This is a genomic window from Dickeya parazeae Ech586 (genome assembly GCF_000025065.1).
In the GTDB taxonomy this organism is placed as follows: Bacteria; Pseudomonadota; Gammaproteobacteria; order Enterobacterales; family Enterobacteriaceae; genus Dickeya; species Dickeya zeae.
In genome coordinates this window covers 2585760-2607101 of record NC_013592.1, presented here as the reverse complement: position 1 = coordinate 2607101, position 21342 = coordinate 2585760, and the positions used below count along the sequence as shown (strand labels likewise).

The following is a 21342-nucleotide window of genomic DNA, read 5'->3' as shown; positions in this document are numbered from 1 at the left end:
CCAACGAAAATAAAAATATAGAGGGCATCGTCAGATGCCCTTTTTCATGGCGGTATGACCGTCTTATGTGCTTACTGCATCCGAGTCGTTTGAATTAATAGGTGGGTAAGTAACGTGCCGCCTTAAAATGCAAACGCCCTCGCCAGAGGCAAGGGCTGAAAGGTAAACATACCGACTATCGTTTCAGACGATAGTGCGGTTGTTAACGGCTACGGAAGACAATGCGGCCTTTGCTCAGGTCGTACGGGGTCAGTTCCACAGTCACTTTGTCACCCGTCAGGATGCGGATATAGTTTTTACGCATTTTACCGGAGATATGAGCGGTAACCACGTGCCCGTTTTCCAGCTCAACGCGGAACATGGTGTTGGGCAGCGTATCCAGCACGGTGCCTTGCATTTCAATATTGTCTTCTTTGGCCATCGAGTCCTCTAGGTGTAATTACCTTAGTTTTTAACCGGCAAGATAATGCCGAAAAACCCTCATTATGTAAAGGCGCGTGAGCAGCCGCCGTTCATTTATCCCCCACGGATGTCGCCCCAACAATCGGAGAGGGCAGTGCCTGCGGGTGCCAGCATCCGTCGAGTAAGACCTTATGCTGCAACTGTTGCAGCCAGTGCAGAAACTCGCGTCTGGGGATATCCGTCGCCCCCAGAGAGGCTGTGTGGTCGTTAAGTACCTGACAGTCAATCAATTGGCCGCCGTGATGCACAAAGTGCTGTAGAAACGTCGTCAGAGCGTATTTTGAGGCATTGTTCACCCTGCTGAACATGGACTCGCCACAAAACAGCGCACCTTGAGCGATGCCGTATAACCCACCGACCAGGTGTTCGCCGTGCCAGACCTCAACCGAATGGGCCACACCTGCTGAATGCAACTGGCAATAGGTACGAATAATCTCTTCACCAATCCAGGTGCCTTCTTCGCGTTCACTGGCACACGCGGAGATTACAGCCTCAAACGCCTGATTGAGCGTGACGCGATAATCAGCGCGGCGCATGAACTTTCTCATGCTGCGGCTGAGGTGGAATTGCGCCGGAAACAGCACCGCCCGTGGGTCTGGACACCACCATAGAATGGGGTCGTCCTGAGAAAACCACGGGAAAATGCCTTGCCGATAGGCACTTAAAACCCGTTCTGGCGACAAATCGCCGCCGTAAGCCAGCAGACCGTTAGGGTCGCGCAGTGCAGTTTGTGGATCGGGAAACTGCAGTGAGAACGGGGAGAGTTCACACAGTAACATGCTCACCTCGGCCTACAGGTGTTGATGAAATTGCCAGTAGCGCCCCTGTAACGCCATCAGGCTGTGATGTGACCCCTGTTCTAGTAGTTTCCCGCCATCCATCACGAACAACCTGTCCATGCTTTCCAATCCGTTAAGACGGTGGGTAATGACGATCAGGGTCTTACCAAGGCAGTGTTGCCGCAACAATTGCAGTATACGCTGTTCGGTGTCGGCATCGAGCCCTTCGGTGGGTTCATCCAGTAACACCAAAGGGGCTGGGTGGAGTAAGGCTCGCGCCACGCCAATACGGCGTTGTTCGCCGCCGGAGAGTTGGCGTCCCCCTTCGCCCAGCCAGGCGTTCAGCCCCTGGTCATCCAGCAATTTTTCCAGCCCGACCTGCGTGAGCACGGCGCTGAGCTGCTCATCGCTGGCAGACGGTGCCGCCAGACGCAGGTTTTCCCGTAAGGTGGCACTGAAAATATGTACCCGCTGCGGCACTACGCTCATGGCATCACGCAATGTGGATTCCGGAAATGCCGCAAGCGGGGTGCCATTCAGGCGAACTTCGCCCGTGCTGCAATCCCATGCACGGGTCAGTAACTGCAATAGGGTTGATTTGCCACAGCCTGTACGCCCAAGCAGCGCGACATGCTCGCCTGGTGTCAGCGTGAGTGACACATCGCTCAGCGCCGGTTGGCTCTGCTCTGGGTAGGTAAAACTCACGCTATCCAAAGCAAGCTGAACCTGTTTTAACCGTTCAGGCCCTTGGGTGGGGAAGGTGACTGATGGGCGTAATGTCAGTAACTGGTTGACCCGTGCGGCGGACGCCACCACATGGCCAATGTGTTGAAATGCCCCCGCTACAGGGGCCAGTGTTTCAAATGCGGCAAGGGCGGTAAACACAAATAGCGCAATGAGCGCTCCCGGTTGACTATCACCACCTACGCCGCCAGCAGCCAGCCATAACAGCAAGGTGGCGGTCAGGCCGCTGGCCGCAATCAGGATAGCTTGCGACAGTGCACTGAGTCCGGCTTGTTGGCGTTGTCGTTCAAACCAGCGCAGTTCCAGCATTTCCAACTGCCGACGAAAATGTGTCAACGCGCCGAAGACAGCCAGTTCTGCCTGCCCTTGAATCCAGGTTGTCAATTGCACCCGGTAATGCGCACGCAACACGGTCAAATCAGTACCTATAGGCTGTCCGGCACGATAAAAAACCAACGGTAGCACCACCAGCAACGCCAGCATGATGGCTGCCAGTGTCAACGCCAGCGAGCTATCGAGGAAGCTGAGCCCATAGGCCAGCGCCACAATCACCACCAGTGCGCTGATCAGCGGTGAAATGACGCGCAGGTAGAGGTGGTCCAGCGTATCCACGTCCGCTACCAGTCGGTTGAGCAGTTCTGCCTGGCGAAAACGAACCAACCCACCAGGTGATAACGGCAGAATGCGGCTAAAGGTGAACACTCTAAGATGCAGCAAAACGCGAAACGTCGCGTCGTGGCTTACCAGTCGCTCAAAGTAACGGCTGACGGTACGCAGGATGGCCGCGCCACGTACACCCGCCGCAGGCAGCATATAGTTGAACGTGGCTAATCCGGCCAGCCCAGCCAGCGCTGACGCGGCCAGAAACCAACCTGACAGTGTTAACAGACCGATACTGGCCAGCAACGTAAGAATCGCCAATATGATGCCCAGTCCGAGCCGAAAAAAATGGCGGCGATACAACGCCAAAAAGGGTTTAAGTACCTGCATCACGTGAATTTTTTCCATCTTACAGTTCCCCCCGGCGGTGCGTCAGTAGCGTGGCGAAGGGGCCGGCTACCTGACTCAGCGTGAGGTAATCGCCTTGCTGGACTAACTGCCCGTCGACCATCACCCAGACGGCGTCGTAGTCGCGAATTTCGCTGAGCTGGTGTGTCACCAGCAGTGTAGTCTGCGAACGTGAGGCATCGTTTAGCGCACTCATCACCCGTTGCTCACTGTGGGCATCCAGACTGGCGGAAGGTTCATCCAACAGCAGCAATCGACATGGATGAAGCAGCGCACGCGCCAGCGCGACCCGCTGTGCCTGACCCACCGATAGTCGGGCGGCACCGTCGCCCAGGGGCGTATCCAGACCTTGCGCTAACTGTGGCAAAAATTCGTGGACATAAGCGCGCTCAAGCGCCTGTTGCAGCGCCTGCTCCGAGGCATCCGGTCGTCCCAGCAACACATTCTGACGTAAAGTCGATTCGGGCAAATGCGGATTTTGTCCCACCCAACTCAGGTGTTGTCGCCATGACGTGGGCGATAGGGTGTGCAATTCTTCACCGTTGACAGTGATTGAGCCGCGATACGGCAGGAAACCTAACAGCAGATTCAGCAGCGAGCTTTTCCCTGCACCACTCGGGCCGACCAGTGCGACGCGTTGACCGGCTTCCAGCCTGAAGCTCAGCGGTCCTGCCAGCGTCTTGCCTTCAGGTGACAAGATAATGAGTTTATCGGCGGTGAGCGTGACAGGGGTATCACTGTGAAAAAGGTGCGTACCGCTTCCGGTTTCTTCGCTAGCGGCCATCATAAAGCGGTGCAACGCTTCTGCGGCACCAATCGCCTGCGCTTTGGCATGGTAGAAGGTGCCAAGGTCGCGTAACGGCTGAAAGAATTCCGGTGCCAGAATCAGTACCAGGAAACCGGCAAATAAGGTGACTCCGGTACCGTAACTGCCGAAATGTAACTCGCCAAGGTAGGAAAAACCAAAATAGACGGCGACTACCGCTATGGAGATGGAAGCGAAAAACTCCAGCACGCCGGAAGAGAGGAAGGCCATACGCAGCACTTCCATGGTCCGGCTGCGGAACTGCTCAGATGCCTGACGAATCTGTTCGATCTCTGCTTCGCCGCGATGGAACAGGCGCAGCGTGTCCAGACCGCGTAATCGATCAAGAAAGTTACCGCTCAGTCTGGCCAGTGCCTGAAAATTGCGCCGGTTGGCGTCGGCTGCACCCATACCAACCATCGCCATGAACAGCGGAATCAATGGCGCGGTTGTCAGCAGGATTAACCCCGCCGCCCAGTTCACCGGAAACACAACAATCAGTATCAGTACCGGGATGATCACGGCCAGATACATTTGCGGCAGGTAGCGAGCATAGTAATCATGCATGTCGTCGACCTGCTCCAGAATCAGCGTCGCCCAACTTCCCGCCGGTTTGCCTTGAATCCAGGCTGGCCCCAGTTGCTGCAGGCGATCCAATACCTGCTGACGGATATGCTGGCGAATGGTTTGTCCGCAGCGAAAACCAACGCGCTCACGTACCCAACTGACTAAGGCACGGAATACGAAAGTGGCCGCCAGTAGCAGGAATGTCATCACTAATTGATGTCGCGGGGTATGGGCGATAATCAGGGCGTGCAGCAGTGATGCCAATAGCCATGCCTGCGCCATAATCAGCAGGCCGCTTACCATGCCCAGCAGGAGAGACAGTCGTAGCCAGCGATGTGCCAGGCGGCTTTGCTGTTTCAGCCAGTGGGTCAGTTCTCGTTGTCGGGTGTCTTTCATCAGGTGCCGGTCGGTTCCAGTTGCTACATGAAAATAACGCTTATGTAGCCGTTACTTAACACAATCATGTGTGTAATGGCTGTTGTGGCGTCATGTTACCTCGGTGTTGGGGTTGTGCAAATGAAAAGCCGATGCCGGGATGGGGGAGCGATCAATTTTTATCTCGGCGACAGGCAATAAAAAACCCGGTCATGATCACGACCGGGTCTGGAAGGCGGGCAAGGCCAGTAATGGTTACTTGGCGAGCGCGTCTAAGTAGCGTTCGGCATCCAATGCCGCCATGCAGCCGGTACCGGCAGAGGTAATGGCCTGACGATAAATATGATCCATCACATCACCAGCGGCGAAGACACCGGGAATACTGGTTTGCGTGGCGTTACCGTGAATACCGGATTGCACCTTGATATAGCCGTTTTCCAATGCCAACTGGTCGCCAAAAATCGCGGTATTCGGGCTGTGGCCGATGGCGATAAATACCCCGGCGACATCCAGCTGTTCGACTGCTTCGCCAGCCGCCTCGCGCAGGCGTACACCGGTTACACCCATATCGTCACCCAGTACTTCATCCAGCGTGCGATTGGTGTGCAGAACGATATTACCGCTGCTGACCTTGGCCATCAGACGGTCGATCAGAATTTTTTCTGCACGGAAACTGTCGCGGCGGTGAATCAGGTGAACTTCAGCGGCGATATTGGACAGGTACAGCGCTTCTTCGACGGCGGTGTTACCACCGCCGACGACCGCTACTTTTTGGTTGCGATAGAAGAAACCGTCACAGGTAGCACAGGCGGATACGCCTTTGCCTTTGAAGGCGTCTTCGGATGGCAGGCCAAGATAACGGGCGGATGCGCCGGTCGCGATGATCAGGGCATCACAGGTGTACTCGTCGCTGTCGCCAAACAGGCGAAACGGGCGAGTTTGTAGATCAACGCGTGTGATGTGATCAAACACGATTTCGGTATTGAACTTGACTGCATGGGCGTGCATGCGCTCCATGAGCAACGGACCGGTGAGGTCATCCGCGTCACCGGGCCAGTTTTCCACTTCAGTGGTGGTCGTCAACTGACCGCCTTTTTCCATCCCGGTGATCAGCAGTGGACTTAGGTTTGCCCGCGCGGCATAGACCGCGGCGGTATAGCCTGCCGGGCCTGAACCCAGAATCAATAGTTTACGATGTTTGGCAGTGCTCATGAGTTCCTCATTTCACTCGAACGGACGATGTAGCCGATTGTAAGGAAATTACCTGCGTAAAAAAAGTGTGGAGAAATGTTGTTGGCTATTGGTTCAATCGTTACGAAATATCGGCAGGCGCGGGTAACGCGTCTATCTTGACGGCAGACGACGCATGAAAACGCTGCACTACTGGGGTGCAGAGGCTGAATCTGGCACTTTCTTCTGATTTTAATTGTTTTACTTTGACAATCGGCTGCGCTTTTGCGAAAACATCCTTGGAAGAGGAAATATTTTGTATGTGAATAGTTGAATGCTCCAGCTTTTATGCGTTTAGGGTCTGAATCGGCGGCGTCGGCCCGGTTATTGATAACCGGTATCTTTATAACGTTTCCGTAAACGTGGTTGGAACAGAGCAGGACCACATTACAAAAGGCAGGGGTCTTCTTTAGGGGTGGCTCTGGTACATTGAAGTTGGTCAGAGACAGCGGTTTAACAGGGAAGGGTGAAGAGAGACAATAAGAATGGTAGACACGAAAAAGCGTCCGGGAAAAGATCTTGATCGTATCGATCGCAACATCCTGAACGAATTGCAAAAAGACGGGCGTATCTCCAATGTGGAACTTTCCAAACGGGTCGGCCTTTCGCCAACCCCGTGTCTGGAGCGCGTTCGGCGTCTGGAACGACAGGGTTTTATTAATGGCTATACCGCACTGCTAAATCCGCATTATCTCGATGCGTCGTTGTTGGTGTTCGTTGAGATCACCCTCAACCGCGGTGCACCGGATGTGTTTGAACAGTTCAACGCAGCCGTGCAAAAACTTGAGGAAATTCAGGAGTGTCATCTGGTTTCCGGGGATTTCGACTATTTGCTCAAAACCCGTGTACCGGATATGTCGGCATACCGTAAGTTGCTGGGAGAAACGCTGTTGCGTCTGCCGGGCGTGAACGATACCCGTACCTATGTGGTGATGGAAGAAGTGAAGCAAAGCAACCGGCTGGTCATCAAGACTCGCTGACGGCAAGGGTGCATAACCTGATAAATTCAGCTACACTCCTGTGAATCTGTACAGTATGGCGCCGGGTGATACTCGGCGCTTTATCATGAAACATTTACAGGGAACCTGGAGAGACGCTTGAGCCAGGAATACACAGAAGATAAAGACATCACGCTGAAAAAACTCAGCGCGGGTCGACGTTTACTGGAAGCGATGTTAATCGTCGTGGTGCTTTTTGCCATTTATCTGGCAGTAGCGCTACTGAGTTTCAGCCCTTCGGATCCCAGTTGGTCACAGACTGCCTGGCATGAGCCGATTCATAATCTGGGGGGCGGGGTAGGGGCCTGGCTGGCAGATACCTTGTTTTTCGTTTTTGGCGTGCTGGCGTATGCCATTCCTGTGGTGATGGTCTCGTTGTGCTGGGTTGTTCATCGCCAGCGTGGGCAACGCGCCACATTGGATTATTTTGCTCTCTCATTGCGCCTTATCGGCACACTGGCTTTGATACTGACTTCCTGTGGGCTGGCGGCGCTTAACGTAGACGACATTTACTATTTCGCCTCTGGCGGCGTACTAGGCAGCCTGCTCAGCAGCTCAATGATTCCGCGCTTCAACAATATTGGTGGCACCATGATTTTGTTGTGTGTGTGGGCGGCAGGGTTGACCCTGTTCACGGGCTGGTCCTGGTTGACGATTGCGGAAAAGATCGGTGCCGGTGTCATGGGATGCCTGACACTCTTTTCCGGCCGTCGTCGTGAAGATGACTACCTTTACGATGACGATGATGTCGATGAGCAATCCGTAGACGCGAAACACGAATCCTCCCGTCATGATAGTTTGCGTGAAGAGCACGCGCATGACGTCGTACATGCCGATAAAGGCGATGTGCTAATTGCGTCTGCACCGCCCTCGGCAGACGAGGATGAGGATGACGTGCTGTTTTCCGCACCCGCCGTGACGGCCATATCGGCAGTGGCGGCTGCATCAGTACAGGCGGATATGCCAGCCACCCCAGTCGCTGGCACCGCAGTGGCAGCAGTGGATGTGCAGAGGGAAAATCAAAGTCAGAACACGGCGGCGATGCCTGATGCGGAGCCGGTGCTGAAGCCACATCCTGAACCGATAGCAATGACGCCGTTGCCAGAACCGACCGCGTACTCGGTGCCATCGTCAGTGAAACTCGCATCGGAAGCTGCTCCGCGAGCGGATGTTCCTCCGGTGACGACCGCGAATCCTCCGTCGTCAGTCTCTGGCGGCGTAATGTCTTCATCGTTCGGCTCTGCGCCATCATTACCGGAGTCCATGCCGGACTGGCAACCGCTGACATTACAGGTAGACGATCGTATTGGCCGAACAGCCGCAACAGTGACAACCGTGGCCGCCGTTACCAATACTGTCGCTGCAGTAGTGAATGAACCGGAGCCGAAGAGTGCGACGCCGTTTATGCCGGCATTCACCACAGATGAAGAGAATAATCCGCAGGTGAAACGCGGTATGGGGCCGGAATTGCCGCGACCCAATCCGGTACGCATTCCTACCCGGCGTGAGTTGGCATCTTATGGTATCAAACTGCCTTCGCAGCGGCTGGCTGAACAGCAGGCTCGTGAGGCAGAACGAGCGCAGGCATCCCATGCAGAGCAGCCGACAATCGATTCAACTACGCAAAATGAGCTAACCGCACCCGAGGGGCTGCTGGCACAGGATGGTGTCACGCCATCGGATACGGTGGCGGCATTGGCTGCTCAATCATCGCTGCATTCTGCGCAACCGTCACCGACAGGTTTTGCTGACGAGGATCAGGAGGCGTTGGCCCAGGAAGCAGCATTGCGGCAAGCCTTTGCTGACCAGCAACGTGAGCGCTACGGCGAAACCTACCCGGACCACGAAGAGGCGCAAGATGCGCTATTGCAGGCGCAACTGGCGCGTGATTTCGCTGCCATGCAGCACTCCCGTTACGGTGAAATCCATGAGCCAGAACCGCAAGAGATGGATGTGCCGCGTGCCGTCGTGGCTGAACCACCCGTAGACACAGGCAGTTATGTCTCTGGCAATGTGCTGAAAACCGAAGCACCACGCCAGCCAGCAGTACATCAGTCAACAGTACATCAGGCGGAAGCACCTCAGACAGAAGTGCCCAAGACAAAAGACAGCGTTTTTGCCATTTCGCCGTTTGCCGACCTTGTGGATGATGGCCCATCGGAGCCGCTGTTTACCCTCTCGGCCCAGGCGTCGTTCCCGGATGATGAGCCTGCCTCTGTGTCGGTTGAGCCTAAATCTGCGGAAATGGAATCATCGCCGTCGATTATGGATAGCCTGATCCATCCCTTCCTGATGCGAAATGATCAACCGCTGCAAAAGCCGACAACGCCATTGCCGTCGTTGGATCTGCTAACGCCTCCGTCGATGAATGACGCGCCGGTTGATCGCGTTGCACTCGATGAGATGGCGCGTTTGATTGAAACCAGACTGGCGGATTACCGCGTCAAGGCAACGGTGGTGGATTACCATCCCGGGCCGGTGATTACCCGATTCGAGCTGGATTTAGCCCCTGGCGTCAAGGCCGCCCGTATTTCCAATTTGGCGCGTGATCTGGCGCGTTCGTTGTCGGTGGTCGCGGTGCGTATTGTCGAGGTTATCCCCGGCAAGCCTTACGTGGGGCTTGAACTGCCTAACCGCCACCGTCAGACCGTTTTCCTGCGAGAAGTGCTGGATTGCGACCGATTCCGTGATAATGCGTCGCCGCTTGCTGTGGTATTGGGCAAAGATATCTCTGGTCAGCCAGTCGTTGCCGATCTGGCGAAAATGCCGCACTTACTGGTGGCCGGTACCACCGGTTCCGGGAAATCGGTTGGTGTGAACGCCATGATCATCAGCATGCTGTATAAAGCGACGCCAGCGGATGTTCGCTTTATCATGATCGACCCGAAAATGCTGGAATTGTCGGTATACGAGGGTATCCCACACTTGCTGACTGAAGTAGTGACCGACATGAAGGACGCCGCTAACGCGCTGCGTTGGTGTGTGGGTGAGATGGAGCGTCGCTATAAACTGATGTCAGCACTGGGCGTGCGTAATCTCAGCGGTTATAACGAACGTGTGATGCAGGCGGAATCGATGGGGCGCCCGATCCCGGATCCGTTCTGGAAACCGGGCGACAGTATGGATACCCAACCGCCAGTGTTGGAGAAACTGCCTTATATCGTGGTGATGGTTGACGAGTTTGCTGACCTGATGATGGCAGTGGGCAAGAAGGTGGAAGAGCTGATCGCTCGTCTGGCGCAGAAGGCCCGTGCTGCTGGGATACATCTGGTGCTGGCAACGCAGCGTCCGTCGGTCGACGTGATTACTGGCCTTATTAAGGCCAACATCCCGACCCGAATTGCCTTTACCGTATCAAGCAAGATTGACTCTCGTACTATCCTCGATCAGGGCGGCGCAGAATCGTTGCTGGGCATGGGGGATATGCTGTATATGGCGCCCAACTCGTCGATCCCGATTCGTGTTCACGGCGCGTTTGTCCGTGATCAGGAAGTGCATGCGGTGGTTCAGGATTGGAAAGCGCGTGGCCGTCCTGAGTATATCGATAGCATTATTAGCGGTGATGACGATGGCGAGGGCGGTAGCCTGGGCTTTGACGGAGACGAAGAATTGGATCCGTTGTTCGATCAGGCGGTAGCGTTCGTGGTGGAAAAACGGCGGGCTTCAATTTCTGGGGTACAGCGCCAGTTCCGCATCGGTTATAACCGCGCAGCGCGTATCGTCGAGCAGATGGAAATGCAGGGGATAGTCAGCAGCCCCGGCCATAATGGCAACCGTGAGGTGCTGGCTCCACCACCGATGGAGTAATGTTCAGTGGTGATGTCGCTTCCTGCACCCGTCCTGCAAAGAAGCGTAAAATGTCGTAGATAACAGATAATTCGCCTGTCATGCCGCTTCCGGCTGGGATACAGTAGCGCCCAGCCGAGTCGCGTTCGGTTGAGCGCGACGCCTGTGGTTAGCCGCAGTCGCGGTAAGAACACGCAAAGGATTTTTTGTATGATAAAAATAGGGTTGATAACGGGCTGTTTGCTCACCAGTCTGGTTTCCAGCGCAGTCTATGCTGATGCTGCCAGTGATTTGCAGAGCCGTCTTAGCAAAGTGAATAGCTTTCATGCCAGCTTTGCGCAGAAAGTCACGACGGATGATGGTGAGGCAGTGCAAGAAGGGGCCGGTGAACTATGGGTAAAACGCCCGAATCTGTTCAACTGGAAAACCACGTCGCCGGATGAAAGCACGCTGGTGTCTGACGGCAAAACGTTATGGTTTTATAACCCTTTCGTGGAACAAGTCACCGCAACCTGGGTGAAAGACGCGACAGGTAATACACCGTTTATTCTGATTACTCGTAACGACCCGAAAGACTGGGGCAAATATAACGTGAGTCAGAAAGGGGATGAGTTTGATCTGACCCCCCGGGTGGCGAGCGGTAACCTCAAGCGGTTTTCTATCAACGTGAGCAGCGATGGCACGATTCATGGTTTTACCGCCACCGAACAGGATGGGCAGCGCAGTGCCTATACGCTGAAGAACCAGCAGAATGGCGATGTGGATGCCGCGAAGTTTCGTTTTACGCCGCCGAAAGGCGTAGCGGTGGACGACCAGCGTCAGTGAGGCGTGTGTGAGTAACCTGTCCCTCGACTTTTCCAGCCAACAGTTTCAGCCACTGGCCGCAAGAATGCGGCCAGTTACTCTGGCGCAGTATATTGGCCAGCAGCACCTGTTGGGGCCAGGCAAACCGTTGCCGCGTGCGATTGAAGCCGGGCAGCTTCACTCCATGATTCTGTGGGGACCGCCCGGTACCGGTAAGACGACGCTGGCTGAGTTGATTGGTCATTACGGTCAGGCCGATGTCGAGCGTATTTCTGCGGTAACGTCGGGTATCAAGGAAATTCGCGAGGCGATCGAGCGGGCTCGTCAGAACCGTGATGCTGGACGGCGTACTATCCTGTTTGTGGATGAAGTGCACCGGTTTAACAAAAGTCAGCAGGATGCGTTTTTACCGCATATCGAAGATGGCACCATCACATTTATTGGCGCTACCACGGAAAACCCATCGTTCGAACTCAATTCGGCGTTATTGTCGCGCGCACGTGTTTATCTGCTCAAGGCATTGAGTGTCGACGATATTGAGCAGGTACTGTTGCAGGCATTACAGGACAAAGAACGTGGGTTGGGGGAGCAGCAGATTGTGTTGCCGGATGAAACCCGCCGCTTGCTGGCTGAACTGGTTAACGGCGACGCGCGCCGTTCGTTGAATCTGCTGGAAATGATGGCTGATATGGCTGAAGTCGACGCCACCGGCCGTCGCCTGCTGACGCTGGAATTACTGAAAGAAGTTTCTGGCGAACGCAGCGCCCGCTTTGACAACAAAGGCGATCGTTATTACGACCTGATTTCGGCATTGCATAAATCGGTTCGTGGTTCGGCACCGGATGCCGCGTTGTATTGGTATGCCCGTATTATCACTGCTGGGGGCGATCCGCTATACGTTGCCCGGCGTCTTTTGGCGATTGCTTCCGAGGATGTCGGTAATGCCGACCCGCGGGCAATGCAGGTGGCGATAGCCGCCTGGGATTGTTTCACTCGGGTCGGCCCGGCGGAGGGCGAGCGGGCTATCGCCCAGGCGATAGTGTATCTGGCGTGTGCGCCGAAAAGTAACGCCGTGTATACCGCGTTTAAATCGGCGATGCGTGATGCCCGAGAAAAACCGGATTACGATGTGCCGGAGCATTTACGCAATGCGCCCACCCGCCTGATGAAAGAGATGGGGCTGGGGGCAGAGTACCGCTACGCGCATGATGAAGTTAACGCTTACGCCGCTGGCGAAGTGTATTTTCCCCCTGAAATGGCAGAAACACGCTATTACCAGCCGACTTCTCGTGGTTTAGAGGGCAAGATTGGTGAAAAGCTGGCCTGGCTCGCTGCTCAGGATCAAAATAGCCCGACAAAACGCTACCGCTAGCATTAACGTTGCGGTAAGGTTATTGCGAGATTTTCTGCTGCAGGGGGCCGCCACCGGCACCCTGCATTATCTATATCCCCTTAATAATACAAGCACAGGACTAGCATGCTCGATCCCAACTTGCTGCGTAATGAGCTAGACGCAGTTGCCGAAAAATTACTGGCTCGCCGAAATTTTAAACTGGATGTGGAAGCACTGCGTAAACTAGAAGAACGCCGCAAAGTGCTTCAGGTCGAAACAGAAAATTTGCAGGCAGAACGTAACTCCCGATCGAAAGAGATCGGAGCGGCCAAGTCGCGTGGGGAAGATATTGAGCCATTGCGCCGAGAAGTGAATACGCTGGGTGAAAGACTGGATGCTGCTAAAGTTGAGCTGGAACAGATTCAGAATGAGATCCAGAGTATTGCACTGACTATTCCCAATATGCCGGATGACTGTGTACCGTTGGGTAAAGATGATTCTGAAAATCAGGAAGTTATGCGTTGGGGTGAACCACGTCAGTTTGATTTTCCAGTGCGTGACCATGTCGATTTAGGGGAGCTGACCGGCGGCCTGAGCATGGCGCTCGGGGTAAAACTGACGGGGTCTCGTTTTTCGGTGATGAGGGGTCAGATTGCCCGGTTACATCGTGCGCTAGCGCAGTTCATGCTCAACTTGCATACCGCTGAACATGGCTATGAAGAAGCGTATGTTCCTTATCTGGTTAACCATGCCACGTTGTATGGCACGGGGCAGTTGCCTAAGTTTAAAGAGGATTTGTTCCATACTCGCCCGCTGGAAGAAGAAGCGGACAGCAGCAACTATGCGTTGATCCCAACCGCGGAAGTCCCGCTGACCAACCTGGTGCGTGATGAGATTCTGGATGAAGAATCTCTGCCGATCAAAATGACCGCACATACACCGTGTTTCCGCTCTGAGGCCGGGTCGTATGGCCGGGATATGCGTGGTCTGATACGTGTACACCAGTTTGATAAAGTGGAAATGGTGCAGATTGTCCGCCCCGAAGACTCTATGCAGGCGCTGGAAGAACTGACTGGTCATGCAGAGAAAGTGCTGCAACTGCTGAAACTTCCTTACCGCAAAGTATTGCTGTGTAGCGGCGACATGGGCTTTGGTGCTTGCAAAACCTACGATCTGGAAGTCTGGCTGCCTGCGCAGAATACTTACCGTGAAATTTCCTCCTGTTCCAACTGTGGGGATTTTCAGGCCCGCCGTATGCTAGCGCGTTGCCGCAGCAAAGGTGATAAGAAAACCCGGCTGGTACATACCCTGAACGGCTCTGGTCTGGCGGTTGGGCGTGCGCTGGTGGCGGTGCTGGAAAATTATCAGCAAGCCGACGGCCGGATCGAAGTGCCAGAAGTGCTGCGTCCGTACATGAACGGTGCGCAGTTTATTGGCTAACCCTCGCCTATTTCAACGTTCTCGTTAAAGCGCCCTTCGGGGCGCTTTTTTTATCTTTTGAAATTCATCCTGGCATGATGACGCGGTGTGGAATTGTCTGATTCCGTGCCGATCACGACGTTGATAAGAGGATTCAGGCATCCTCTTATGGAGCTCTGGCTCATCGGGTTCTAAGTTTTTTGTCATTGTAATGACCGAGCCGTTTTCACAAGAAGAAAGGCAAGGGCAGCACGATGAGAACAAGGGGAAAACTCCTGAGGATTGAGCCAGCGAGGTGATTTATGCCACAACATATTGTTAGTCTGACCGGGCGCTTATTGGGCGCGCTACTCTATTACGCACCTGATGATGAACACAATGTCGCGTTGATTGAACGGCTGAGGCACTCCGCGTGGCAGCAGACATGGCCGTGTGGTAACCAGGCCGATATTGCCATTGTTGCCCGACAAATTCATAGCGGGTTACAACCCGGTTACGATGAGCGGTTATCGCTTGCCTGGAAGCGATGGCTCAGTGGTGATGAAGGCATGCCCGTACCCCCCTGGGGGTCGGTATACCTTGACAGGCAAAACGTGTTGTTTGGTGATTCGACACTGGCGCTGCGGCGCTGGCTGCGGGAGTTGGGGATTGAGCCGCGTTGTGATCGCCATGAACCGGAAGATCACATTGGGTTGATGCTGATGCTGGCAGCGTGGTGTGCGGAAAATCAGCCGGACAGCCTGCCGGAACTGCTTAGCGAACATTTGCTACCGTGGTCGATGCGTTATCTGGATTTACTGGAACGCCATTGCTGCCATCCGTTCTATCAGGGGGTGGCTCGGTTAACACACATTACCCTACAGGACTGGCAGTGGCGTTTTCAGTTAATCCAGACGGAGAAGGCGCTTTTTTATTAATCCGTATTGAATCATACCCCCCGACCACTGTCTGTGAACAGGGGGGGATTGATGTGTGTGGTGTCTGGTGAATGCTTTAGCCGTATCGTGCAGCTCGTTGCCAGGCCGGTCGAGCCCGCATTGCTTCCAGTAAACGCCACAGATGAGGGCGGGAAGGTGAGAGCCAACCGCGTTGAGCGGCGATATCTAACGGGAATCCCATCATGATATCCGCTGCTGAGAAAGCATCACCGGCCAGCCAGCGGGAGGTTGCCGCTTCTTGTTCCAGAAAATCGTAATGCAGGTTGCATTGGGTGTTGACCATATTACGGATTGGCCAGCCGAACGGACCCATCTTGTAAGCCACCAGTTTGAGTAACATGGCCGACATTAACGAGCCCTCAGCGTAGTGCATCCAGTACCGGTAACGCCAGAAATCCGGGCTATCAGGGGAAGGCGCCAGATACGGGCCAAATGTCGCAACCAGATATTCCAGAATCAGTCCCGTTTCTGCCAGAACGTTACCATTGTGTTCAATGACCGGCGCTTTCCCCAGCGGATGAATATCACGTAACGAGGCTGGTGCGCGCATCGTGGCTTTATTACGCTGGTAATTGATCACCTCATACGGGACATCCAACTCTTCCAGAAGCCATAAAATCCGCTGCGAGCGCGAGGTATTGAGATGATGAACTCGAATCATGAGGGTCGCCCTGTGTGCTTTTCTGATGAAAGGACTACCATCCCATATCGTGCCCGGCGAAAAAAGAAAAATCAGATGCCTCGCCTGGGCTGGGGCAACCCGCTGTTTCTGATGGCATTGGTCATGAAATAGCGGGTTGAAGGTGGGCTACTGATTTTCTTCCACCAGTTTGAGCAGGTAGTTATGCCAGTCGTCTGCTCGTCCCAGCCAGGGCGCGATATTCAACGTGGTAAAAATATCGTCTACTGCGAAAACGATGGTGGGGAAACCGGCACCGCCTGATTGGGTTAGCCACTGGCGGCTTTCCTCAATGTGTTTACGGGTGGGTAAACCACGCCAGTGTATGCAGGCGTTTTCAAAGTCTTCCAGCGGCAAACCGATTTCCACCGCCATTTTCAGTAGTACCGATGTTTCGGAGATGCAAAGTCCTTCAACATAATGGGCACGCTGTAAACGCTCAAGTAAATCAATCCCCCGGCCACCGAGCTCCTCGGCTGCCAGAATCGCCGTTGTGGGGGGTTCTGAATCCAGCGTTGCGGTGACATCCCACAGTAGTCCATTGAAATAACCATCACCGAATGGCTGTCCGCTCATCTGAGCAATGCGACGATCGTGCGGCTGAACGTAATCCCGCCATTCCGGTGTGATGCGCCGCCGGTTCGGTCCGGTCATCATACCACCAGCATGCAGCACAACAGGCAGCCCTTCAATTTTGCGAGCTGCATGGATTAACGGCGCTGCGGCGTAACACCAACCGCACAGAGGATCGAAGATGTAGTGTAGCCTGTTCATTCATACGCTCCGTATGTTGCCCGATAGGTAGGGCACATCAGCAAAGGGAAAGAGACTGGTTATCGCGCCACAAACCTTCCCGAGCAATTGCCAGAGTGGCCTGCTATGACTACCTGTGTGACGCTCTATCTTAATTATTGTCTATTTCCTGAGAGTTAGCAGGCGGTGGCGTCATTTTATCCTTCCGGTTCTGCGATCATAGATCGCAAACCTGAAAGAAAAGTCCCCCACCGCCGGCACTAAGGCAAGCCGTGTCGCGGCAACCACGGATACTATCAGGTGAATATTAAGGCCATTGCATTTCGCCTTTGATGACCTTGGCGCTCAGTTCCAGCGATGCTGCTTCACCAAGGTCCGGGTAAGCACCTTTCATTGCATCAACCAGCGCAGTGCTATTTGCTGACAATGGAATGTTTTTCTCGAAGGTTTTCAGGTAATTCCGGGTAAAACTCACATTCTGTAGTGACCAGGGCGATGTGCCATCTTTGTTAGGCAGGTAGTGGCCTGGTACTACCGTGGTTGGTTTGAGCTTATCGATAGTATCCAGATCGCTCAACCACGCCTGACGTGAGGCGATAGTTTGGGTATCTGCGACCCATACATGAATATTGGCCGAGGTTTGCACGCCGCCGACGACTGCCTTCAGTGACGGAACCCAGACAAAGGTTCGGTCCGGCGTTGCGCCTTTCAGACCCATGATATCGATATTGCTGCCTTCAAGCGTCAGGTGATCGGTGGTCAGGGCCTGTGGAATGACGACCTGCTTCGGTGCATTTTCTTTCAGGATGGGGCCCCAGTAAGCCACTTTCTTGTCTTTGGTCGCATTGATGGCCGCGATAGTTTGTGGTGTGGCCACAATCTGTGCATCAGGGAAGGCCGCTTTCAAGACATCCAGACCAAAATAGAAATCCGGATCATGATGGCTGATGTAGATGGTCTTCAGTTTTTTTCCGGTAGCGCGGATTTTTGCCACCAGGTTTTCGGCGTCGTTACGTTGGAACTGGGCATCAATAAGTAAGGCGTCATGTTCCCCGGTGATGATTTCAGACGACACTGGGAAAAGGGATTTTTCTCCGGGGTTATAGACTTCCATTTTTAGTGCGGCGGAAGCGGAAAACGCCATAGACGCTAACAGCGTGGCAAGCAGGGTGCGTTTTAACATGGGTAATATTCCTTTCTGAATGAGAGGGCGCCATGATAAGTTTCATTTTTATAAAGAAAAATCCTCACTTTCAGTCAGCTTTGTTGCATAAATCGGACAAATAATGGATAGAATCACCGCCGCTCAGGTATTTGTCACCATCACTGAACAAGGGAGCCTGACTGGGGCTGCCGACGCGTTGGAGATGTCCCGCGCGATGGTGACCCGCTACCTGGCTGAAATGGAACGTTGGGCAGAAGCTCGATTATTGCATCGCAGTACCCGGCAACTGAGCCTGACCCATGAGGGCGAAACGGTGTTGCAGCACTGCCGTGAGTTGTTGGCTGTATCGCACAAACTCGATATGCCAGCCAAAGGCAGGAAGGAGCCTGCGGGTTTACTGCGATTGACCTGTTCTCCGTCACTGGCGCAGGCGACGTTGGTTGCAGCTATTACGACTTATCTGCTGCGTTATCCCAAAACGGCGGTTGACCTGCAGGTCGCAAGCCATACTCTGAATCTTATTGAAGAACGCATCGACCTGGCGATTCGCATTACCAATCAGTTAGATTCCGGGTTAATTGCCCGTCGGTTGGGAGGCTGCCCGTCGGTCGTGTGTGCGTCACCTTCGTATCTGGCTACGCACGGTACGCCCCAGCGCGTGGAAGATCTGGCCGTACATAATTGCCTGACCTATTCGTTCTTCGGTAAGAGCCTGTGGCAGTTTACCCGTAAAGGCGATGCGATAGCGGTACCGGTCAGCGGTAGTTTCAGTGCCAATGATTCGCTGGTGCTGCTGGAAGCAGCGTTAAATGGTGCCGGAGTGAGTTTACAACCGGTCTATTCCGTTACCGACCTGATCGCCAGTAAACGGCTGATTGCACTATTCCCGGAATCACAGCCGCAAGAGTTGGATATTTACGCCGTGTATCACTCGCGTGAGAGAATGTCGCCAGCGTTACGAGCATTGGTAGATTTTCTGGCGGAGTGGTTCGGTAATAACCTGGAATGGAAACGAGTCGCACGGCGTTGATATGCCTGTAAAGGTGCAGCATTGGCTGCGAATCGGGTGGCATGGACAAAATGTGCGACAGCCGGTGAGAAGGCAATTGACTTTGCCATTGTCAGTGGCATGATGCGCCCAAAATATCCTCTCTTTTCGGTTCGCCTTTCCATGTCAACCTATACACGCCCGGTTCTGCTGTTGCTCTGTGGGCTGTTGCTGCTTACTGTTTGCCTGGCAGTGTTAAATACGCTGGTGCCGTTATGGCTTAATGATCGTCAATTGCCGGTCTGGCAGGTAGGCGTTGTAGGGTCAGCCTATTTCAGTGGGAATTTGGTCGGTACGTTGGTGGCAGGCAGGCTAATTCGATACGGCGGTTTTAATCGCAGTTACTATCTGGCCGTACTGATGTTTGGCGGTGCGACGGCGGCGTTAGCATTATCGCCGGACATCGGGAGCTGGATTCTGTGGCGCTTTGTTGCCGGGATTGCCTGTGCGCTGATTTGGGTCGTAGTAGAAAGCGCGCTGCTGTGCAGCGGTAATGCGCTCAATCGAGGGCAACTGCTGGCTGCGTACATGATGGCCTACTATTTGGGCAGCGTTGTTGGGCAGTTGCTCCTGAGCATGGTGTCTACCGCACTGTTCAGTATTCTGCCCTGGCTGGTGGCGTTGGTGCTGCTGGCTGCACTGCCATTACTGTTTGCCCGCATCCCACCCCCTCAGCCCGTTACGCACCGTGTCAACGTCTGGCGGATGTTACGTTATCGTACCGCCCGGCTGGGGATTCAAGGGTGTGTCATTTCCGGGATCATTCTGGGATCGTTGTACGGCTTGATGCCGCTGTATCTGGCTCATCAGGGGATGAGTGATGCCAGCGTCGGTTACTGGATGGCGTTATTAATCAGCGCGGGCATTCTCGGGCAGTGGCCCGTCGGGCGGATGGCGGATCGCTACGGTAGATTGCTGGTGCTGCGGGTGCTGGTGTTTGCCGTGATCCTCGGCTCGCTGGCGATACTGCTTCCGGGGCGATATAGCATGGCGTCGTCACTGTTTTTGCTTGGCGCTGCCGGGTTTACCCTTTATCCGGTGGCGATGTCTTGGGCTTGCGAGAAGGTGGCGCCCAATGAACTGGTCGCCATGAATCAGGCATTATTGCTCAGTTACACCATTGGCAGCCTGTGCGGACCGAGTCTTGCCGCCATGCTGATGCAGACCTATTCCGACCAGCTACTGTTTGTGCTGATTGCAGCGGTATCGCTGGGGTATTTGATTATTCTGCTGAAAAAAGCCGACCATCACCCCCGACCGCTGGCGGTATGAGGTAACTCCCGTGCTGACTGACTTACTGTCGGCGTCGACGATATGCTGGCGAGAGTCGCCCGATTTCGGCAATGTTGTTCCACAGGACTTCAGCCACCGGGCTTAACCGCTGTCTGGCGTTGCGCACCAGATAAAAAATACTGTTAAGTTGCAGGTTTTCCGGCGCAATGGCCGTCAGCACGCCTTCCTGTACCCAGCGTGAGGCATAATGGTCCGGAAGAAAACCCACGTGGGTGCCGGCTAAAATCAGTAGCATGCAACCTTCCTCGCTACAGGCAATGTTTTGTTGTCCTTGTTTAGCCACGGCTCCAAGTTGTTTGCAAATATCGTTCATGGCATAGCCGCCAACCAATAACCGCTTCGGATTAAGGGTGCCGTCACGCCATTCCTGTTCAATGCGTTCAGCGTGTTCCGCAGCAGCATAAAATGAGCTGTGTTCAATAAAGGCTGGCTGGAAGAAAATATCGGGTAGCACATCGTCTGGCAGGACGGTCAACACGACATCCAGTTCACCGTTGCGCAGCCGTTCCATCAGCGACTGATGGTCGCTAACGTAGAGGTTCATTGATGCATCGGGGCTCAACTCAAGTAAGCGGCGTATGGCCAGCGGAACGGCTTGCTCTGGATGAGAGACAATATTATCCAGACAGCCCAGTCGCACCTCACCAATCAGCTCATGTTTGATACGAGCCAGTCGGTTGGCAAAATCATCTAGTGTTGCGATAACCGAACGCGCTTCCTGATAAACCAGTTCGCCTTCTGTGGTGAGCGAAAACCCACCACGGCCGCGCTCACACAGAATGAGCCCTAGTGTATCTTCTAGTCGTGACAGGTAGTGACTTAGTACCGGCTGACTCAGACCAGTGGCGTCCTGTGCATTGGTGATACCTTTATTCTCAACAATCTTACAGAATAGTTTCAACCAACGAATTTCCAGTTTATCGAGCCGCATAGTGTGTCCCTGAAACACAAATACCCAGCGTAATTCAGGTTGCAGACGTACTGGCGGTATCACTTTATTCTCGCGTCGTGCGAGCATCGATGTGGGCCAGCGCTTGTCCTGGGGTGTGATTACTTTGGGTATAAGCTGGTTCAATTCGCATTGAACGCAGTCCATTGTGTTCAATGTCTTTTTTCTGTGGTGTATACCTCCCGCTTTATCAGTAGCGAGTAGACG

The 21342-nt window shown here is 54.2% G+C and carries 16 protein-coding genes and 2 pseudogenes; 9 read left to right on the top strand and 9 right to left on the bottom strand.

Annotated elements, in window-relative coordinates; all coding sequences use genetic code 11:
* Positions 1–202: 202 nt before the first annotated feature.
* The 5 genes from infA to trxB all read right to left on the bottom strand — a co-directional run bounded on the left by infA (position 203) and on the right by trxB (position 5952).
* Complete coding sequence (gene infA / locus DD586_RS11390; protein WP_002211347.1) at positions 203–421, bottom strand: translation initiation factor IF-1; 219 nt, start codon at positions 419–421, stop codon at positions 203–205.
* Positions 422–512: 91 nt separating this feature from the next.
* The gene (aat, locus tag DD586_RS11385; protein WP_012884969.1) at positions 513–1241 is read right to left on the bottom strand and encodes a leucyl/phenylalanyl-tRNA--protein transferase; all 729 of its coding nucleotides are present in this window, start codon (positions 1239–1241) and stop codon (positions 513–515) included.
* 12 nt (positions 1242–1253) lie between these two features.
* Positions 1254–2975, bottom strand: coding sequence for a heme ABC transporter ATP-binding protein/permease CydC (cydC, locus tag DD586_RS11380; RefSeq protein WP_041164952.1), 1722 nt, complete (start codon positions 2973–2975; stop codon positions 1254–1256).
* Between the two features lie 19 nt (positions 2976–2994).
* Positions 2995–4761: a heme ABC transporter permease/ATP-binding protein CydD gene (gene cydD / locus DD586_RS11375; RefSeq protein ID WP_012884967.1), complete on the bottom strand. Its 1767-nt coding sequence runs from the start codon at positions 4759–4761 to the stop codon at positions 2995–2997.
* Positions 4762–4995: 234 nt separating this feature from the next.
* Positions 4996–5952: a thioredoxin-disulfide reductase gene (gene trxB / locus DD586_RS11370; protein WP_012884966.1), complete on the bottom strand. Its 957-nt coding sequence runs from the start codon at positions 5950–5952 to the stop codon at positions 4996–4998.
* A gap of 503 nt (positions 5953–6455) precedes the next feature.
* Between trxB and lrp the strand changes: the two genes are divergently transcribed.
* The 7 genes and pseudogenes from lrp to dmsD all read left to right on the top strand — a co-directional run bounded on the left by lrp (position 6456) and on the right by dmsD (position 15227).
* Entirely contained in the window at positions 6456–6950 is a 495-nt protein-coding gene (lrp, locus tag DD586_RS11365; RefSeq protein WP_010277211.1) for a leucine-responsive transcriptional regulator Lrp, read from the top strand.
* A 192-nt stretch (positions 6951–7142) separates the two neighbouring features.
* Positions 7143–7580, top strand: a pseudogene (locus DD586_RS22495) (DNA translocase FtsK 4TM domain-containing protein); the annotation flags it as partial.
* A gap of 1152 nt (positions 7581–8732) precedes the next feature.
* Positions 8733–10775 (top strand): annotated as a pseudogene (locus DD586_RS22490) (DNA translocase FtsK); the annotation flags it as partial.
* 189 nt (positions 10776–10964) lie between these two features.
* Entirely contained in the window at positions 10965–11579 is a 615-nt protein-coding gene (gene lolA / locus DD586_RS11355) for an outer membrane lipoprotein chaperone LolA (protein ID WP_012884964.1), read from the top strand.
* A 7-nt stretch (positions 11580–11586) separates the two neighbouring features.
* A complete protein-coding gene (locus DD586_RS11350; protein ID WP_012884963.1) occupies positions 11587–12930 on the top strand; it encodes a replication-associated recombination protein A in 1344 nt (447 codons plus the stop codon).
* Between the two features lie 105 nt (positions 12931–13035).
* Positions 13036–14331 (top strand): serine--tRNA ligase, encoded by a 1296-nt coding sequence (gene serS / locus DD586_RS11345; protein WP_012884962.1) that lies wholly within the window; start codon positions 13036–13038, stop codon positions 14329–14331.
* A 281-nt stretch (positions 14332–14612) separates the two neighbouring features.
* Positions 14613–15227: a Tat proofreading chaperone DmsD gene (gene dmsD / locus DD586_RS11340; RefSeq protein WP_012884961.1), complete on the top strand. Its 615-nt coding sequence runs from the start codon at positions 14613–14615 to the stop codon at positions 15225–15227.
* 76 nt (positions 15228–15303) lie between these two features.
* Here dmsD and DD586_RS11335 read toward each other — a convergent pair whose 3' ends face one another.
* From DD586_RS11335 to DD586_RS11325, 3 genes are all read right to left on the bottom strand, one after another.
* The gene (locus DD586_RS11335; protein ID WP_012884960.1) at positions 15304–15909 is read right to left on the bottom strand and encodes a glutathione S-transferase family protein; all 606 of its coding nucleotides are present in this window, start codon (positions 15907–15909) and stop codon (positions 15304–15306) included.
* A gap of 147 nt (positions 15910–16056) precedes the next feature.
* Positions 16057–16701, bottom strand: a complete 645-nt coding sequence (locus tag DD586_RS11330; protein WP_012884959.1) for a DsbA family protein — start codon at positions 16699–16701, stop codon at positions 16057–16059.
* A gap of 286 nt (positions 16702–16987) precedes the next feature.
* The gene (locus DD586_RS11325; RefSeq protein WP_012884958.1) at positions 16988–17863 is read right to left on the bottom strand and encodes an MBL fold metallo-hydrolase; all 876 of its coding nucleotides are present in this window, start codon (positions 17861–17863) and stop codon (positions 16988–16990) included.
* 103 nt (positions 17864–17966) lie between these two features.
* Here DD586_RS11325 and DD586_RS11320 point away from each other — a divergent pair, with 103 nt between their 5' ends.
* Together DD586_RS11320 and DD586_RS11315 are read left to right on the top strand one after the other, a co-directional pair.
* Complete coding sequence (locus DD586_RS11320) at positions 17967–18875, top strand: LysR family transcriptional regulator (protein WP_012884957.1); 909 nt, start codon at positions 17967–17969, stop codon at positions 18873–18875.
* Between the two features lie 141 nt (positions 18876–19016).
* The gene (locus DD586_RS11315) at positions 19017–20165 is read left to right on the top strand and encodes an MFS transporter (protein WP_012884956.1); all 1149 of its coding nucleotides are present in this window, start codon (positions 19017–19019) and stop codon (positions 20163–20165) included.
* A gap of 22 nt (positions 20166–20187) precedes the next feature.
* Here the strand turns inward: DD586_RS11315 and DD586_RS11310 are convergent, their stop codons facing one another.
* A complete protein-coding gene (locus DD586_RS11310; protein ID WP_012884955.1) occupies positions 20188–21117 on the bottom strand; it encodes a LysR family transcriptional regulator in 930 nt (309 codons plus the stop codon).
* Positions 21118–21342: the final 225 nt, after the last annotated feature.

Coding starts and splice junctions, on each gene's coding strand:
- infA (WP_002211347.1), bottom strand. CDS start 421: ATGGCCAAAGAAGACAATATTGAAATGCAAGGCACCGTGCTGGATACG.
- aat (WP_012884969.1), bottom strand. CDS start 1,241: ATGTTACTGTGTGAACTCTCCCCGTTCTCACTGCAGTTTCCCGATCCA.
- cydC (WP_041164952.1), bottom strand. CDS start 2,975: ATGCAGGTACTTAAACCCTTTTTGGCGTTGTATCGCCGCCATTTTTTT.
- cydD (WP_012884967.1), bottom strand. CDS start 4,761: ATGAAAGACACCCGACAACGAGAACTGACCCACTGGCTGAAACAGCAA.
- trxB (WP_012884966.1), bottom strand. CDS start 5,952: ATGAGCACTGCCAAACATCGTAAACTATTGATTCTGGGTTCAGGCCCG.
- lrp (WP_010277211.1), top strand. CDS start 6,456: ATGGTAGACACGAAAAAGCGTCCGGGAAAAGATCTTGATCGTATCGAT.
- lolA (WP_012884964.1), top strand. CDS start 10,965: ATGATAAAAATAGGGTTGATAACGGGCTGTTTGCTCACCAGTCTGGTT.
- serS (WP_012884962.1), top strand. CDS start 13,036: ATGCTCGATCCCAACTTGCTGCGTAATGAGCTAGACGCAGTTGCCGAA.
- dmsD (WP_012884961.1), top strand. CDS start 14,613: ATGCCACAACATATTGTTAGTCTGACCGGGCGCTTATTGGGCGCGCTA.
- DD586_RS11335 (WP_012884960.1), bottom strand. CDS start 15,909: ATGATTCGAGTTCATCATCTCAATACCTCGCGCTCGCAGCGGATTTTA.
- DD586_RS11330 (WP_012884959.1), bottom strand. CDS start 16,701: ATGAACAGGCTACACTACATCTTCGATCCTCTGTGCGGTTGGTGTTAC.
- DD586_RS11325 (WP_012884958.1), bottom strand. CDS start 17,863: ATGTTAAAACGCACCCTGCTTGCCACGCTGTTAGCGTCTATGGCGTTT.
- DD586_RS11320 (WP_012884957.1), top strand. CDS start 17,967: ATGGATAGAATCACCGCCGCTCAGGTATTTGTCACCATCACTGAACAA.
- DD586_RS11315 (WP_012884956.1), top strand. CDS start 19,017: ATGTCAACCTATACACGCCCGGTTCTGCTGTTGCTCTGTGGGCTGTTG.
- DD586_RS11310 (WP_012884955.1), bottom strand. CDS start 21,117: ATGCGGCTCGATAAACTGGAAATTCGTTGGTTGAAACTATTCTGTAAG.